The sequence below is a fragment of the Pseudomonas sp. SDO5532_S415 genome (assembly GCF_054071155.1).
This window is the reverse complement of the sequence record NZ_JBSVWS010000013.1, coordinates 47187-64068: the sequence shown is the minus strand read 5'-3', so window position 1 is coordinate 64068 and position 16882 is coordinate 47187. Positions and strand designations below refer to the sequence as shown.

Sequence of the window (16882 nt, the reverse complement as noted above, 5' to 3'; positions counted from 1 at the left end):
CGCCTGCGCAGCAGGCGCCGAGGCTGAGGGGACCGCTTCGCGCTCCAGCGGGAGCAAGCTCCCTCGCCACAAGTTTGGTATCAGACCGAAATGTTGTGATCCTTCAAGAAAACGACAAACGCCTCTTCATCCAGCACCTTGAGCCCCAGCTCATTGGCCTTGGTCAACTTCGACCCCGCCCCCGGCCCTGCCACCACACAATGGGTCTTGGCCGATACCGAGCCGGCGACCTTGGCGCCGAGGCTTTCGAGCTTGTCCTTGGCCACATCGCGGCTCATCAACTCCAGCGAACCGGTCAGCACCCAGGTCTGACCGGCCAGCGGCAAACCTTCCACGACTTTCTTTTCGCTGTGCCAGTGCATACCGAAATCGGCCAATTGCTTTTCGGCCGAGACCGCAAGCAGGCGATTGTCCTCGACGGCAAAAAACTCCCGAACCGAATTGGCCTGCTTCTCCGGCAGCGCCTGGCGCATGTCCAGCCAGTCGGCGTCGATCACCCCTTGCAACGAACCGAACCTGTCGGCCAGCTTCTGCGCCCCGCCCGGTCCGACCGAAGGAATGTGCAGCTTGTCGAGGAAACCACCGAGGGTAGTGCTGGCGGCAAATTCGGCGCCCAGTTCGCCCTGATCCTGAATCTGCAAGCCGTGCCTGAGCAGATCGGCGATGACCTGCCGGTTATGCGCATCCTCAAAGAAACTGTGAATCTCATGGGCCACTTCCAGGCCGACATCCGGCAAGTAAGTCAGCACTTGCGGCAGCGCTTGCTGCACTCGCGCAAGCGACCCCAGCGAGCGCGCCAGCACCTTGGCCGTCTCTTCGCCGACATCGGGAATCCCGAGGGCGTAGATGAAGCGCGCCAGGCCCGGTTTCTTGCTGTCTTCGATGGCACCGAGCAACTTCCGGCTCGACAGTTCGGCAAAGCCTTCCAGATCGACAATATCCTCGAACTTCAAGGCATAGAGATCAGCAGGCGAACTCACCAGCCCCTCATCCACCAGTTGCTCGACGCTCTTGTCGCCCAGGCCTTCGATGTCCATCGCCCGACGGGAAACGAAGTGAATGATCGCCTGCTTGAGTTGTGCGCCGCAGGCCAGTCGACCGACACAGCGATACACCGCGCCTTCGCTGACCGTCTCGCGACCCTTGCTGCGCTTGACCAGTTGCGTGCGTTCGACATGGGAACCGCAGACCGGGCATTGCTCCGGAATCTGCACCGGCCGCGCGTTTTCCGGACGCCGCTCGGTGACCACTTGCACCACTTGCGGAATCACGTCACCGGCGCGGCGAATGATCACCGTGTCGCCGATCATCAGCCCCAGACGCGCCACCTCATCCATATTGTGCAGCGTCGCGTTGGCCACGGTGACACCCGCGACCTTGACCGGCTTCAGGCGTGCCACTGGCGTGACCGCACCGGTGCGGCCGACCTGGAATTCCACGTCGAGCAATTCGGTGAGCTCTTCCATGGCCGGGAATTTATGAGCGATGGCCCAGCGCGGTTCGCGGGCGCGGAAACCCAGCTCACGCTGGGAGGCGATGCTGTTGACCTTGAACACTACGCCGTCGATTTCATAGGGCAACGCGTTGCGGCGTTCGCCGATGTCGCGGTAGTAATCCAGGCACGCATCAATGCCGTTCGCCAGTTTCAGCTCATGGCTGATCGGCATGCCCCAGGCTTTGAGCTGCTGCAAATTGCCGATGTGCGTGTCGGCGATATCCTCTGACACCTGGCCGATCCCGTAGCAGCAGAATTCCAGTGGCCGATTGGCGGTGATCTTCGAGTCCAGTTGCCGCAAACTGCCCGCCGCCGCATTGCGCGGGTTGGCGAACGTCTTGCCGCCGACTTCCAGCTGTGTGGCGTTGAGCCGCTCGAATCCAGCCTTGGACATGAACACTTCGCCGCGTACTTCCAGGGTTGCCGGCCAGCCCGTGCCGTGCAGCTTGAGCGGGATGTTACGCACGGTACGCACGTTGACACTGATGTCTTCACCGGTGGTGCCGTCGCCGCGCGTGGCACCACGCACCAGTACACCCTCCTGATACAACAGGCTGACCGCCAGGCCATCGAGTTTGGGTTCGCAGCTGTACTCAACCGCCGCACCACCACCGAACAGGTCGCCGGCCGGCAGGTCCAGCCCCTCCGTTACCCGGCGATCGAATTCGCGCATATCGGTTTCTTCGAAGGCGTTGCCGAGGCTGAGCATCGGCACTTCATGACGCACCTGGGTGAATGCCGACAACGCCGCGCTGCCCACCCGCTGGGTCGGCGAGTCGCTGGTGATCAATTCGGGATTGGCGGCTTCGAGTGCCTTGAGCTCGTTGAACAACCGATCGTACTCGACGTCCGGAATGCTCGGCTCATCCAGCACGTGGTAGCGATAGTTGTGCAGATCCAGCTCGGCACGCAGTTCTAGAATGCGGTCTTTGGCGGCAGTCATGGGTGTTCTCTCATAAAGCAAAAGAGCAGCCGAGGCTGCTCAATCTTCTAAATCACAGTAGCTTAAGGCTATGGACATTGTGGCGAGGGAGCTAGCTCCCGCTCGGCGGCATAGCCGTCGTAAATCCTGCAATCTCATCGTACCTGGCACAACGAGGTGGATGGCCTTGGGGCCGCTTCGCAGCCCAGCGGGAGCAAGCTCCCCCGCCACAGAAGCGCCCTTATCGTTTCTGGGTCAGTGCGCGACGCTCGAATTCAACGATGCGCTGACGATAGTGCTCGATCGTCTGGGCGGTCAGCACGCTGCGCTGATCGTCTTTCAGTTCGCCGTTCAGCTCTTGCGACAGCTTGCGAGCCGCCGCCACCATCACGTCGAAGGCCTGCTTCGGATGACGCGGGCCTGGCAGCCCCAGGAAGAAGCTCACCGCCGGTGTGCTGAAGTGGTCGATGTCATCCAGATCGAAAACCCCTGGCTTGACTGCGTTGGCCATGGAGAACAGCACTTCGCCATTCCCCGCCATGCTTTCGTGACGATGGAAAATATCCATTTCGCCAAAGCGCAGACCGCTTTCCAGAATGTTCTGCAACAGCGCCGGACCTTTGAAACCGGCCGCATCGCGGCAAATCACGCTGATCACCAACACTTCTTCAGCTTGTGGCTGTTCTTTGTCGCTGACCGAAGGCGAAGCCTTGGTGTCTTCGACGAAATCGTCGTCGCGGCTGCTGAAGCTTGGACCGCCATCCAGATCGAGACTCAGATTCATATCGCCCTGGGACGGCTCACCACCACGCTTGCCGCGCTTGGAACCCGATTCACGAGGCTCGCGTGCCGGCATGCTCACCGACGGCAGATCCTGCTCGTCCAGTTGCGGTTCCTTGTGGTTGTCCAGCACGCGGGACGGGCCCAACAGCTCGGCGCTGGTGTCCTCGTCCGGCAGGTTGGACAGACTTCGGTCAAGACGGAATTTCAGTTTTCCCTTGCCGCCGCGCATGCGGCGCCAGCCATCAAAAAGAATACCGGCAATGACAATAATGCCGATGACGATCAGCCACTCGCGCAGACCGATTTCCATGTAATCCCGTGCCTCTATAAAAAATGCTGAAAAATAAGGGGTTTACAACCTGTAAACCGCTTTAAAACGTGGCGCCAACTCTATGTTCTGACAGGCGTTTTGCCCACGTATACGAAAAATTGACATTAAACTAGCACGACCAAAGGCAACTTTACACCGTCTGTCACTATGGCTTCAGCGAATATGTCGATTGGCCAGCAAGTCAGGACAAGTAAAAAAGTCCTATAAGCCCGTAGTATCCATCCTACAGATACAAATCAGGCATCCACCATCGCCATCGCCTCCTCGACATCCACTGCCACCAGTCGCGAACAACCGGGTTCATGCATCGTCACCCCCATCAATTGTTCGGCCATTTCCATGGCGATCTTGTTGTGGGTGATATAGATGAACTGCACCGTCTGCGACATCTCTTTGACCAGCCGTGCGTAGCGTCCCACGTTAGCGTCATCCAATGGCGCGTCAACCTCGTCGAGCATGCAGAACGGCGCCGGGTTCAACTTGAAGATCGCAAAAACCAGGGCCAATGCCGTCAGGGCTTTTTCGCCACCGGAGAGCAAATGGATGGTGCTGTTCTTCTTTCCGGGCGGCTGCGCCATGATCGTCACCCCTGTATCGAGTAGATCTTCGCCCGTCAGTTCCAAATACGCGCGACCTCCACCGAAAACTTTTGGGAAAAGCGCCTGTAAACCGCCATTGATCTGATCAAAGGTATCCTTGAAGCGGTTGCGGGTTTCCTTGTCGATCTTGCGAATCACGTTTTCCAGTGTCTCAAGCGCTTCCACCAGATCGTCGTTTTGCGCATCCAGATAACGTTTACGCTCGGATTGTTGCTGGTATTCGTCAATGGCCGCGAGGTTGATCGCACCGAGGCGCGCAATCCGCGCGGCAATGCGCTCAAGTTCTTCCTCGGCGGCCTTTTCGCTGGCCTCGGCGGTCAGTGTGGCGAGCACGCCGTGCAGGTCGTAACCGTCTTCGAGCAATTGGTCCTGCAAGGCTTTGCGTCGCACGGTCAGGGCTTGCCATTCCATGCGCTGATGTTCGAGCTGACTGCGGATCAACTGCGATTGCTGCTCGGCCTGGCTGCGGCGCTTCTCGGCGTCGCGCAGTTCGCGGTCGGCGTCTTCGAGGGCGATCTGCGCGGTCTTGAGTTCTTCGTCGACGGTCATGCGCTTGTCGAGCAACTCTTCAAGTTTCAGGCGCAACTCTTCCAGCGGTGCCTCGCCCTCCTCCAGATTGAGGCTCAACTGCTCACGCTTTTCGGTCAGGCGTTCGGACTGCATTTCCAGTCGCTCCAGCGCCTGGCGCGTCGAATCGTGCTGCGCCCGCAGGGAACCGAGGCGCACCGCCAGTTGATGGGCGTGATCCTTGTGTTGCCGCGCTTCCTGACGCACCCGGTCCAGCCGCTCGCGCAAGCTGTCGCGTTGGGCCAACAGTAACTCGCGCTGCTCGGTGTCCAGCGCCATGCTGTCGAGGGCTTCCTGCAATTGCAGGCGCGCTTCGCCGATGTGCTCGTGCTCCAACGCGCGCTGTTCATTCAACTCGGCGAGTTCTTCATCGAGTCGGGTGCGGCGCAGGGTCAGCTGTTCGGCCTTGGCTTTGCCGGCCGACAACTGGGCTTTCAATTCACCTTGCTGACGGGCTTCGTCTTGCAGCAATCGACGCAAGTGTTCGCGACCGTTTTCCTGCTGGCGCTGTTGCGCGCGCAGGTTTTGAAGCTGGGTTTCCAGGGCTTCGACGGCGGCTTCACGCTCTTCACGCTCAAGGCTCAACTGCTGGATTTCCTGCCCCCGGGCCAGAACCCCGCTTTCCGCTTCGCTGGCACGCCGCACCCGCAGGAAATGCCGGCCGACCCAATAACCGTCGCGGCTGATCAGGCTCTGCCCGACGGCCAATTGCCCGCGTAAAGCCAGGGCCTGTTCAAGACTCTCGACCGGTTTGACCTGACCCAACCACGGCGACAGATCAATCTGCGCCTCGACCTTGTCGAGCAAGCTGCCCGGCACACGCACGCCATCGCTGGCCGGGCTGAGCAAACGCAGGTCGCCCTGGGCAAACCCGGACAGATCGAAAGCGTTGAAATCGTCCACCAGCACCGCTTGCAGATCGGCACCCAACACGGTTTCCACCGCCAGCTCCCAACCGGCTTCAACGTTCAGGCCTTCGGCCAGCCGCGGGCGATCCGCCAGATGTTGATCACGCAGCCACTCGGCAGTACCGGTGCCTGGATCGAGGGCCGCTTGCTGCAAGGCTTCCAGCGACGCCAGACGCCCGTTGAGCCGTTGCAAATCACCCTGGGCCTGCTGCTGCGCCGACAGGGTTTGCTGCAATTGCTGGCGCAGTTGCTCGAGCTTTTCGACCTGAGCTTCTTCACTGGTCTGCAAATCTTCCAGGGTTGCCTCGGATTCAGCGAGTTGCTCGCTGAGTTCCATGATCGCCGCGTCCTCCGGGTCCGCGGCAAGCAAGGCACGCTCTTCGCCCAGACGCTTCTGGCGATCGGCCAGACGCTCAAGGCTGGTTTCCAGCTGCTGGATTCGCGATTGCTGAACTTCGGCCTGACGCCGCGGCTCGGCGGCGGTCAGGTTGAACGTGTCCCACTGCTCCTGCCAGCCATGCATGGTGGTTTCGGATTCTTCCAGTGCGGCGGCGGCTTCTTCGGCAGCGGCGCTGGTGACTTCCTGCTCGGGGATGAGCATGTCCAGCTCTTCACCGAGGGTCAGCAGCAAGGTACGGTCATGGCCCAGGTGCGACTCGGTTTCCAGGCGCGCGCGCTCGGCTTCTTTCAAATCGTCCTGCAGCTGGCGCAAACGCTGCTGGCCGTGCTGAATGCTCTGCTCGACCCGGGCGATATCACCACCGACCGAATAGAAGCGTCCCTGCACCAGATTGAAGCGTTCTGACAGGTCATGGTGCCCGTCCCGCAAGCGTTCGATGCTGGCATCGGCATTGCGCTGCTCGGCCACCAAGGCTTCGAAACTGATTTCCTGGGTGCCAATGATCCCCTCACGCTGGCCGACCTGATCGTTCAGATCCTGCCAGCGCAGGGCTGACAGTTGTGCCTTGAGCTGACGCTCCTCGCCCTTGTACTCCTGGTACTTCTTGGCGGCCTCGGCCTGGCGGTGCAAGCGTTCAAGTTGACGCTCCAGCTCTTCGCGCAGGTCGGTCAGTCGCTCCAGGTTTTCATGGGTTCGACGAATGCGGTTTTCAGTCTCGCGCCGGCGCTCCTTGTACTTGGAGATGCCCGCCGCTTCTTCGATGAAGTTGCGCAGGTCTTCGGGCTTGGACTCGATCAGCTTGGAGATCATCCCCTGCTCGATGATCGAGTAACTGCGCGGACCCAGGCCGGTGCCGAGGAAGATGTCGGTGATGTCACGGCGCCGGCATTTGGTGCCGTTGAGGTAGTAGGTGGTCTGGCTATCACGGGTTACTTTGCGGCGGATGGAAATCTCCGCATAGGCCGCGTATTCACCGAGCAGTGTGCCGTCGGAGTTATCGAACACCAGTTCGATGCTCGCCTGACTCACCGGCTTGCGGCTGGTGGAGCCATTGAAGATGACGTCGGTCATCGACTCGCCACGCAAGTTCTTGGCCGAGCTTTCGCCCATCACCCAGCGCACGGCGTCGATGATGTTCGACTTGCCGCAACCATTGGGTCCGACCACCGCCGCCATGTTACTGGGGAAGTTCACCGTGGTCGGATCGACGAAGGATTTGAACCCCGCCAGCTTGATGCACTTTAGCCGCACGCTCAGGCGTCCGTCAGGGCAGAGATCACCAGATCGCAACTGCGCTGACCGTAAGCCGTCAGCACTTGGCGAATCTGTGGAAAGTCACGGGCGATCACCGCGGCGAGCAGGCGCTCGAACAGCTCCAGGTACTCGCTCATCGAGGCCTTGCGCTGATCCAGCGCCAGGAAGTAGGCACGGCTCATGGCCGGCTGCAGATTCTCGACGGTTTCCTGCAGATAGGGATTGTCGGCGAACGGGTACGTGGCACGCATCACGTTGAAACTGTCGTCGACGAAGGCATGAATGTCCTGACGTTCGTAACTGGCGGTCAGGCGCTGCTGAATCTGCACGAACGGCGCCAGGTCGGCCTGGACTTTCCAGCCGGTGGCCACGGCGTTGGCCAGCAGGATGTACATCTCGCTCATCAGCGTGCACAGGCTCCGCACCTTGTGCGCGGTGAGTTCGGTTACATGGGCACCACGTCGCGGCAGGATCGCGATCAGATGGCGACGCTCGAGAATCAGCAAGGCCTCGCGGACAGAACCACGGCTGACGTCGAGCGCCTGCGTGACCTTCTGTTCCTGGATGCGCTCCCCGGGCTTCATTTCACCGCGAATGATGCGTTCGGCGAGGTGGTGAGCGATTTGCTCGGCGAGGCTGTCCGGCGCCTTGAACGTCATGGTTGTCCTTCAAACTCTTCGATTTGCACAAGCGGCGCAGTGTAGCGCAATTGATACGTCATGGCGGAGTGCCCGGGCGGCGGTTTTTGGCACGATTCAAGCAAAAAGCAGGCTATCCCGCGAGGGTCAATACTGTAGGAACGAGTCGTTGATCGACGAAATGCATTTTCCTGACCTTTAAGTCAGAAAATCATTGACCGGAAAGTCAGACCTGCTAAATTCGGTTCAAGTCGGTTAACAACAATAATGAGTCTGCGAGGCCTTCCGTGATCCAGTTTTTACTAAACCAGGAACTCCGTAGCGAGCACGCCCTGGACCCGAACCTGACCGTGCTCAATTATCTGCGCGACCATGTGGGCAAACCCGGCACCAAAGAAGGCTGCGCCAGCGGTGACTGTGGCGCGTGCACCGTGGTGGTGGGCGAGTTGCAGACGGATGAAGCGGGCCGCGAACACATTCGCTATCGCAGCCTCAATTCGTGCCTGACGTTCGTTTCGTCCCTGCACGGCAAACAACTGATCAGTGTCGAAGACCTCAAACACCAAGGCGAGTTGCACAGCGTGCAGAAAGCCATGGTCGAGTGCCACGGCTCGCAATGCGGCTTCTGCACCCCCGGTTTCGTGATGTCGCTGTTCGCCCTGCAAAAGAACAGCGATGAACCGGACTCGCACAAGGCCCACGAAGCCCTTGCAGGCAACCTGTGCCGCTGCACCGGTTATCGGCCGATCCTGGAAGCGGCCCAGCAATCCTGCTGCGGCAAAAAACCGGACCAGTTCGACGCCCGTGAAGCCGAAACCATTGCCCGCCTGAAAGCCATCGCGCCCACCGATATCGGCGAACTCAACAGTGGCGACAAACGCTGCCTGGTGCCGCTGACCGTGGCCGATCTGGCCGACCTCTACGACGCTTATCCACAGGCACGCCTGCTGGCGGGCGGCACGGACCTGGCACTGGAAGTGACGCAGTTCCACCGCACCCTGCCGGTGATGATCTACGTCGGCAACGTCGCCGAAATGAAGCGCATCGAACGCTTCGACGACCGCCTGGAAATCGGCGCCGCCACCGCCCTTTCCGACTGCTACGACGCCCTTAAGGCCGAGTACCCGGATTTCGGCGAATTGCTGCAGCGTTTCGCTTCCCTGCAGATCCGCAACCAGGGCACCCTGGGCGGCAACATCGGCAACGCTTCACCCATCGGTGATTCGCCTCCCCTGCTGATTGCCCTCGGCGCTCAGATCGTGCTGTGCAAGGACGAAACCCGCCGCACCATGGCTCTGGAAGATTACTTCATCGACTACCGCGTCACGGCGCGTCAGGAAAGCGAATTCATCGAGAAGATCATCATGCCGCGCGCCAGCGCTGAACAATTGTTCCGCGCCTACAAGGTGTCCAAGCGTCTGGACGATGATATCTCGGCAGTTTGCGCGGCTTTCAATATCCGCCTCCAAAACGGTGTGATTGCCGATGCCCGCGTGGCTTTCGGCGGCATGGCGGCGATTCCGAAACGCGCCAGCGCCTGCGAAAACGTCCTGCGCAATGCGCCGTTCAACAGCGCCACTGTCGAACGCGCCTGCGCCGCCCTGGCCGAAGATTTCACCCCGCTCTCGGACTTCCGCGCCAGCAAGGAATATCGCCTGCTCAGCGCGCAGAACCTGCTGCGCAAATACTTCATCGAACTGCAAACACCGCACATCGAGACTCGGGTGACCGCTTATGTCTAACCATCACGCCGTAGAGAAGACCCAGGCCGAACTGGCTGAACTGTTCGCCAAGGACCTGACCACCGGTGTCGGCCGCAGCGTCAAGCACGACAGCGCCGCCAAGCATGTGTCCGGTGAAGCGCAGTACATCGACGACCGCCTGGAATTCCCCAATCAGCTGCACGTTTATGCACGCCTGTCGGACCGCGCCCATGCGAAGATCATCAGCATCGACACCTCGCCCTGCTATGCCTTCGAAGGTGTGCGCATCGCCATCACCCACGAAGACGTTCCGGGGCTGAAAGACATCGGTCCGCTGATGCCCGGTGACCCATTGCTGGCCATCGACACCGTGCAGTTCGTCGGCCAGGTGGTGCTGGCCGTGGCCGCCCGTGACCTGGAGACCGCACGCAAAGCCGCCATGGCCGCAGTGATCGAATACGAAGATCTGGAACCGGTGCTGGACGTGGTCGAAGCCTTTCGCAAAAAGCATTTCGTGCTGGACAGCCATACCCATGAACGCGGTGATTCGGCAGGCGCGCTGGCGACGGCAAAAAATCGCATCCAGGGCACATTGCACATCGGCGGCCAGGAGCACTTTTACCTGGAAACCCAGATCTCTTCGGTAATGCCTACCGAAGACGGCGGCATGATCGTTTACTGCTCCACGCAAAACCCCACCGAAGTGCAGAAACTGGTGGCCGAAGTGCTGGACGTGTCGATGAACAAGATCGTCGTCGACATGCGCCGCATGGGCGGTGGTTTCGGCGGCAAGGAAACCCAGGCGGCGAGCCCGGCCTGCCTGTGTGCGGTGATCGCGCACCTGACCGGCCAACCGACCAAGATGCGTTTGCCACGGGTCGAAGACATGCTGATGACCGGCAAACGCCATCCCTTCTATGTCGAATATGACGTGGGTTTTGACGACAGCGGGCGCCTGCACGGCATCCAGCTGGAACTGGCGGGCAACTGCGGCTGCTCGCCGGACCTGTCGAACTCGATCGTCGACCGGGCGATGTTCCACTCGGACAACTCGTATTACCTGGGCGACGCGACCATCAACGGTCATCGCTGCAAGACCAACACCGCCTCGAACACTGCTTACCGTGGTTTCGGCGGCCCGCAGGGCATGGTCGCCATCGAAGAAGTGATGGACGCCATCGCCCGTCATCTGGCCCTCGATCCGCTGGCGGTGCGCAAGGCCAACTATTACGGCAAGACCGAGCGCAACGTCACCCATTACTACCAGACCGTCGAGCACAACATGCTCGAGGAAATGACCGCCGAACTGGAAGCAAGCAGCCAGTACGCCGAGCGCCGCGAAGCGATCCGTCGCTACAACGCCAACAGCCCGATCCTGAAAAAAGGTTTGGCGCTGACCCCGGTGAAATTCGGCATCTCCTTCACTGCCAGCTTCCTCAACCAGGCAGGCGCCTTGGTGCATGTCTACACCGACGGCAGCATCCACCTGAACCATGGCGGCACGGAAATGGGCCAGGGCCTGAACACCAAGGTTGCGCAGGTGGTGGCCGAAGTGTTCCAGGTGGAAATGGACCGCGTGCAGATCACCGCGACCAACACCGACAAAGTGCCGAACACCTCGCCGACCGCAGCGTCCAGCGGTGCGGACTTGAACGGTAAAGCTGCACAAAACGCTGCAGAGACCATCAAGAAACGCCTGGTGGAGTTTGCCGCGCGGCAATACAAAGTCAGCGAAGAAGACGTGGAATTCCACAACGGCCATGTGCGGGTTCGCGATCACATCCTGACCTTCGAAGCGTTGATCCAGCAGGCGTATTTCGCTCAGGTGTCGCTGTCGAGTACCGGGTTCTACAAGACCCCGAAAATCTACTACGACCGCAGCCAGGCCCGTGGTCGTCCGTTCTATTACTTCGCGTTCGGCGCGGCGTGCTGTGAAGTGCTGGTCGACACCCTGACCGGCGAATACAAGATGCTGCGTACCGACATCCTCCACGACGTCGGCGCCTCGCTGAACCCGGCCATCGACATCGGCCAGGTCGAGGGCGGTTTCATCCAGGGCATGGGTTGGCTGACCATGGAAGAACTGGTGTGGAACAACAAGGGCAAGCTGATGACCAACGGCCCGGCCAGCTACAAGATCCCGGCCGTGGCGGACATGCCGCTGGACCTGCGGGTGAAGCTGGTGGAAAACCGCAAGAACCCGGAAGACACGGTGTTCCACTCCAAGGCCGTGGGCGAGCCACCGTTCATGCTCGGCATCGCCGCGTGGTGCGCGATCAAGGACGCGGTAGCGAGCCTGGGCGACTACCGGCATCAACCGAAAATCGACGCACCGGCGACGCCGGAGCGGGTGTTGTGGGGCTGTGAGCAGATGCGCCGGTTGAAGGCGGTGAAGCCTGTCGAGGCACAGACCGAGTTGGCTCCGCTTTAAAGATCGAGGCGCGACCCTTCGCGAGCAGGCTCGCTCCCACAATGGATCTCCAGTGGGCACAGATTTTGTGAATGACAGAGATCCAAATGTGGGAGCGGGCTTGCTCGCGAAGAGGCCTGAACAGACAACAGAGATGTTGAGGTGAGACATGTACAACTGGATCGACGCCCTCGCCGACCTGCAAAACCAGGGTGAGCCCTGCGTGTTGGTGACCATCATCGAAGAACTCGGCTCGACGCCGCGCAATGCCGGCTCGAAGATGGTCATCAGCGCCAGCCAGTCGTTCGACACCATCGGTGGCGGGCACCTGGAATACAAAGCCATGCAGATCGCCCGCGAGATGCTTGCCAGCGGCAAACAGGATACTCACCTGGAGCGCTTCAGCCTCGGTGCCAGCCTGGGCCAGTGCTGCGGTGGCGTGACGGTGTTGCTATTCGAACCAATGGGCCAGGTCCAGGCGCAGATCGCCGTGTTCGGTGCCGGCCATGTCGGCCGGGCGCTGGTGCCGTTGCTCGCCAGCCTGCCCTGCCGCGTGCGCTGGATCGACTCGCGGGACGCCGAGTTCCCCGAGCAGATCCCCCACGGTGTGCGCAAGGTCGTCAGCGAAGAACCCGTCGATGAAATCGACGACCTGCCCGCCGGCAGCTACTGCATCGTCATGACCCACAACCACCAGCTCGACCTCGAACTCACCGCCGCGATCCTCAAGCGCAACGACTTCGCCTACTTCGGCCTGATCGGTTCGAAGACCAAACGGGTGAAGTTCGAACATCGTCTGCGCGACCGTGGTTTTGACAGCGCGGTGCTGCAACGCATGCGCTGCCCGATGGGCATCGGCGAAGTCAAAGGCAAGTTGCCCGTGGAAATCGCCATCTCCATCGCCGGCGAAATCATCGCCACCTATAACGCGAATTTCGGCCAGCACAGCGCCAGCGCCGGATCGTCGATTGCCAAACTGCTGCCCGCTTCTCGCCGCAGCCAAGCCTCCAATTGATAAGCCTGAAAACCGGGAATCCCATGCCTCTGACACGCAAAGCCTACCGCGCCGCCATCCTGCACAGCATTGCCGACCCCGCTGAAGTAGGTATTGAAGCCTCCTACGAGTATTTCGAAGACGGCTTGCTGGTGGTCGACAACGGTAAAATCAGCGCCCTTGGTCACGCCAGCGAGCTGCTGCCGACCCTGCCCGCCGAGATCGAAATTACCCATTATCAGGACGCGCTGATCACCCCCGGGTTCATCGACACCCACATCCATCTGCCGCAAACCGGCATGGTCGGTGCCTACGGCGAGCAACTGCTGGACTGGCTCAACACTTATACCTTCCCGTGCGAAAGCCAGTTCGCCGACAAGGCCCATGCCGATGAAGTCGCGGACATTTTCATCAAGGAATTGCTGCGCAACGGCACCACCACCGCACTGGTGTTTGGCAGCGTGCATCCGCAGTCGGTGAACTCGTTCTTCGAAGCCGCCGAGCAGTTGGACCTGCGAATGATCGCCGGCAAGGTGATGATGGATCGCAACGCCCCGGACTACCTGACCGACACCGCCGAATCCAGCTACGTCGAAAGCAAGGCGCTGATCGAGCGCTGGCACGGCAAGGGTCGCCTGCACTACGCGGTCACCCCACGCTTTGCACCGACCAGCACCCCGGAACAGCTTACCCTGGCGGGGCAGTTGCTCAGTGAATACCCGGATCTGTACATGCAGACCCACATCAGCGAAAACCTCAAGGAAGTCGAGTGGGTCAAGGCGCTGTTCCCGGAGCGCAAAGGCTACCTGGACGTCTACGATCACTATCAGTTGCTCGGCGAGCGCTCGGTGTTCGCCCACGGCGTGCATCTGTGCGACGACGAGTGCGCGCGATTGGCCGAGACGGGCTCTGCCATTGCCTTCTGCCCGACGTCGAACTTCTTCCTGGGCAGCGGTCTGTTCAACCTGCCGATGGCCGAGAAGCACAAACTCAATGTCGGCCTGGGCACCGACGTCGGTGGCGGCACCAGTTTCTCGCTGCTGCAAACCCTGAACGAAGCGTACAAGGTCATGCAACTGCAAGGTGCGCGCCTGAGCCCATTCAAGTCGCTGTACCTGGCGACCCTCGGCGGCGCTCGTGCTTTGCGTCTGGAAGACAAGATCGGCAACCTGCAACCGGGCACCGACGCCGACTTCCTGGTGCTCGATTACAACGCTACACCGCTGCTCGGGTATCGCTTGAAGCAGGCCAATAACATTGCCGAGTCGTTGTTTGTGCTGATGACCCTTGGGGATGACCGGACGGTGCTGCAGACCTATGCGGCGGGGAATCTGGTGCATCAGCGGTAATAAATTGCACGCAATAAAAATCCCCCGCCGCTTTTCAGCCCGGGGGATTTTTATTGCCTGTCCTGCCGCCATCGCCAGCAGGCTGGCTCCCACAGTGATTTGTGGGGTTCACAAGATTTGCGTGCGACCTCAAACCCTGTGGGAGCCAGCCTGCTGGCGATAGGCGCACCACGGTCTGTCAGATTTTCGCTGGTGACCGCCCCGGCTTTTTGGTCTGCAACAGATGCGAAAACACCGCATGCAAATCATCCGACGCACTTTCTTCGTCGAGGTTGAGTTTGCTGTCGATGTGATCCATGTGGTGCATCATCAAGTCCACCGCCAGCTCGCCGTTGCGCGCTTCGATCGCATCGATCAGCTGGGTGTGCTCGTCGTAGGAGCAGTGGGAACGGTTGCCGGTTTCGTACTGGGCAATGATCAGCGACGTCTGGGACACCAGGCTGCGCTGGAAACTGATCAACGGCGCGTTTTTCGCCGCCTCGGCCAGTTTCAGGTGGAACTCGCCCGACAGACGGATGCCGGCACCCCGATCGCCGCGGGAGAAGCTGTCGCGCTCGTCGTTGACCATCTGGCGCAACTCGGCAATTTGCTCGGCGGTAGCGTGTTGCACCGCCAGCTCAGTGATTGCACGCTCTACCAGACGTCGGGCCATGAACACCTGACGCGCCTCTTCGACGCTCGGGCTGGCTACCACGGCGCCGCGATTCGGACGCAACAGCACCACGCCTTCATGGGCCAGGCGCGACAGCGCGCGGCGAATGATGGTGCGGCTGACCCCGAAAATTTCCCCCAGCGCTTCTTCGCTCAACTTGGTGCCGGGCGCCAGACGCTGTTCGAGGATGGCCTCGAAGATATGCGCGTAGACAATATCGTCCTGGGTACCGCTGCGGCCGGCTTTGCCTGCTCGCGGTTGTTTCTTGAGGGGTTGCAACTGTTCGTTCATGGGCACTCGAGTCGGGAGAACTGCGGCGAATTGACCGTGACTGTAATACGGCACAGTGGGTCGCTGGCAAGTATCGCGTAAAAAACACTGCAATTGTACACAATGGATGGTGGCAACACGACTGTACGGCTGTTTGTCGCTTCTGCTGTATAGCAACGCCTGCTTACATTTGAGTTTAGGCTAATCCCGAAATCCACCGTTCAACGCAATACCCCTGTGGGAGCGAGCCTGCTCGCGAAGGTGGCGTGTCAGTCAACGCAGATGTCGACTGATCCACCCCTTTCGCGAGCAGGCTCGCTCCCACAGGGTTCAGCGTCGATTCGTACATCTTTTTCAGAACCAGGAACGCGCTGTCATGAACGACGCCACGCACACCCATCTCCGCCCATTGGCCGATACCTCCCCTTCGGCCATCGTCGCCGGCTTCATCGCCATGATGACCGGCTACACCAGTTCCCTGGTCCTGATGTTCCAGGCCGGGCAAGCGGCGGGCCTGACCAGCGGGCAGATCTCCTCGTGGATCTGGGCGATTTCCATCGGCATGGCGGTGTGCTCGATCGGCCTGTCGTTGCGCTATCGCACGCCGATCACCATCGCCTGGTCGACCCCGGGCGCGGCATTGCTGATTACCAGCCTGGGCGGTGTGAGCTATGGCGAAGCCATCGGGGCCTATATCACCTGCGCCGTGCTGGTGACGATCTGCGGTTTGACCGGCAGCTTCGAGCGTCTGATGAAAAAAATTCCCGCGTCACTGGCGGCGGCGCTGCTGGCGGGGATCCTGTTCAAGATCGGCAGCGAAATTTTCGTCGCCGCCCAGCATCGGACCGCGTTGGTGCTCGGCATGTTTTTCACCTACCTGCTGGTCAAGCGACTGTCACCGCGCTACGCGGTATTGGCCGCGTTGCTGATCGGCACCGCGTTGTCGGGGTTCATGGGACTGCTGGACTTCAGCGGTTTTCGGCTGGAAATGGCCACGCCCGTCTGGACCACGCCGAACTTTTCCTTCGCCGCAACGATCAGCATCGGCATCCCGTTGTTCGTGGTGGCAATGACCTCGCAAAACATGCCGGGCATCGCCGTGTTGCGTGCCGACGGCTACAGCGTTCCGGCTTCACCGCTGATCACCACCACCGGTATCGCTTCGTTGCTGCTGGCGCCCTTCGGCTCCCACGGGATCAACCTCGCTGCCATCAGCGCGGCGATCTGCACCGGACCGCATGCCCATGAAGATCGCAACAAACGCTATACCGCAGCGGTGTGGTGCGGGATTTTCTATGGCTTCGCAGGGGTGTTCGGCGCGACGCTGGCGGCGTTGTTTGCCGCACTGCCCAAGGAACTGGTGCTGTCGATTGCCGCTCTGGCGTTGTTCGGCTCGATCATCAATGGCTTGAGCATCGCCATGAGCGATGTAAAGGAACGTGAGGCGGCGCTGATCACCTTTATGGTCACGGCATCGGGGCTGACGCTGTTTTCCATCGGTTCGGCATTCTGGGGGATTGTGGCGGGGGTGGTGACGTTGGTGATCCTGAATTGGAGAAAGCAGCTATAAGCTTCAAGCTTCAAGCTTCAAGCTTCAAGCTTCAAGC

General features: G+C 60.5%; 10 protein-coding genes. 5 read left to right on the top strand and 5 right to left on the bottom strand.

Annotated elements, in window-relative coordinates; all coding sequences use genetic code 11:
* Nucleotides 1-80: 80 nt before the first annotated feature.
* The 4 genes from ligA to ACW9HW_RS06460 form a co-directional block, all read right to left on the bottom strand.
* Nucleotides 81-2438 carry an NAD-dependent DNA ligase LigA gene (gene ligA, locus ACW9HW_RS06475; RefSeq protein ID WP_457398990.1) on the bottom strand — a complete coding sequence of 786 codons (2358 nt, stop codon included), beginning with the start codon at nt 2436-2438 and terminating at the stop codon, nt 81-83.
* Between the two features lie 220 nt (nt 2439-2658).
* Nucleotides 2659-3510 carry a cell division protein ZipA gene (zipA, locus tag ACW9HW_RS06470; RefSeq protein ID WP_095197308.1) on the bottom strand — a complete coding sequence of 284 codons (852 nt, stop codon included), beginning with the start codon at nt 3508-3510 and terminating at the stop codon, nt 2659-2661.
* A 257-nt stretch (nt 3511-3767) separates the two neighbouring features.
* Nucleotides 3768-7256: a chromosome segregation protein SMC gene (gene smc / locus ACW9HW_RS06465; protein WP_457398989.1), complete on the bottom strand. Its 3489-nt coding sequence runs from the start codon at nt 7254-7256 to the stop codon at nt 3768-3770.
* Nucleotides 7257-7258: 2 nt separating this feature from the next.
* Nucleotides 7259-7918, bottom strand: coding sequence for a GntR family transcriptional regulator (locus tag ACW9HW_RS06460; protein WP_095197306.1), 660 nt, complete (start codon nt 7916-7918; stop codon nt 7259-7261).
* Nucleotides 7919-8184: 266 nt separating this feature from the next.
* Between ACW9HW_RS06460 and xdhA the strand changes: the two genes are divergently transcribed.
* From xdhA to guaD, 4 genes are all read left to right on the top strand, one after another.
* Nucleotides 8185-9639 (top strand): xanthine dehydrogenase small subunit, encoded by a 1455-nt coding sequence (gene xdhA / locus ACW9HW_RS06455; protein WP_457398987.1) that lies wholly within the window; start codon nt 8185-8187, stop codon nt 9637-9639.
* On the top strand, nt 9632-12031 hold the full coding sequence (gene xdhB, locus ACW9HW_RS06450; RefSeq protein WP_457398985.1) for a xanthine dehydrogenase molybdopterin binding subunit: 2400 nt from the start codon (nt 9632-9634) through the stop codon (nt 12029-12031). Before xdhA ends, xdhB begins: the two co-directional genes overlap by 8 nt.
* 148 nt (nt 12032-12179) lie before the next feature.
* Entirely contained in the window at nt 12180-13025 is an 846-nt protein-coding gene (xdhC, locus tag ACW9HW_RS06445; RefSeq protein WP_457398983.1) for a xanthine dehydrogenase accessory protein XdhC, read from the top strand.
* A 23-nt stretch (nt 13026-13048) separates the two neighbouring features.
* The gene (gene guaD / locus ACW9HW_RS06440) at nt 13049-14353 is read left to right on the top strand and encodes a guanine deaminase (RefSeq protein WP_095197302.1); all 1305 of its coding nucleotides are present in this window, start codon (nt 13049-13051) and stop codon (nt 14351-14353) included.
* Nucleotides 14354-14531: 178 nt separating this feature from the next.
* On the opposite strand, the gene ACW9HW_RS06435 is transcribed toward guaD, so the two are convergent.
* Nucleotides 14532-15296 (bottom strand): GntR family transcriptional regulator, encoded by a 765-nt coding sequence (locus tag ACW9HW_RS06435; RefSeq protein ID WP_095197301.1) that lies wholly within the window; start codon nt 15294-15296, stop codon nt 14532-14534.
* A 355-nt stretch (nt 15297-15651) separates the two neighbouring features.
* Between ACW9HW_RS06435 and ACW9HW_RS06430 the strand changes: the two genes are divergently transcribed.
* Nucleotides 15652-16845, top strand: a complete 1194-nt coding sequence (locus ACW9HW_RS06430) for a benzoate/H(+) symporter BenE family transporter (RefSeq protein WP_457398980.1) — start codon at nt 15652-15654, stop codon at nt 16843-16845.
* The last annotated feature ends 37 nt before the right edge of the window (nt 16846-16882 follow it).

Coding starts and splice junctions, on each gene's coding strand:
- ligA (WP_457398990.1), bottom strand. CDS start 2,438: ATGACTGCCGCCAAAGACCGCATTCTAGAACTGCGTGCCGAGCTGGAT.
- zipA (WP_095197308.1), bottom strand. CDS start 3,510: ATGGAAATCGGTCTGCGCGAGTGGCTGATCGTCATCGGCATTATTGTC.
- ACW9HW_RS06460 (WP_095197306.1), bottom strand. CDS start 7,918: ATGACGTTCAAGGCGCCGGACAGCCTCGCCGAGCAAATCGCTCACCAC.
- xdhB (WP_457398985.1), top strand. CDS start 9,632: ATGTCTAACCATCACGCCGTAGAGAAGACCCAGGCCGAACTGGCTGAA.
- xdhC (WP_457398983.1), top strand. CDS start 12,180: ATGTACAACTGGATCGACGCCCTCGCCGACCTGCAAAACCAGGGTGAG.
- guaD (WP_095197302.1), top strand. CDS start 13,049: ATGCCTCTGACACGCAAAGCCTACCGCGCCGCCATCCTGCACAGCATT.
- ACW9HW_RS06435 (WP_095197301.1), bottom strand. CDS start 15,296: ATGAACGAACAGTTGCAACCCCTCAAGAAACAACCGCGAGCAGGCAAA.
- ACW9HW_RS06430 (WP_457398980.1), top strand. CDS start 15,652: ATGAACGACGCCACGCACACCCATCTCCGCCCATTGGCCGATACCTCC.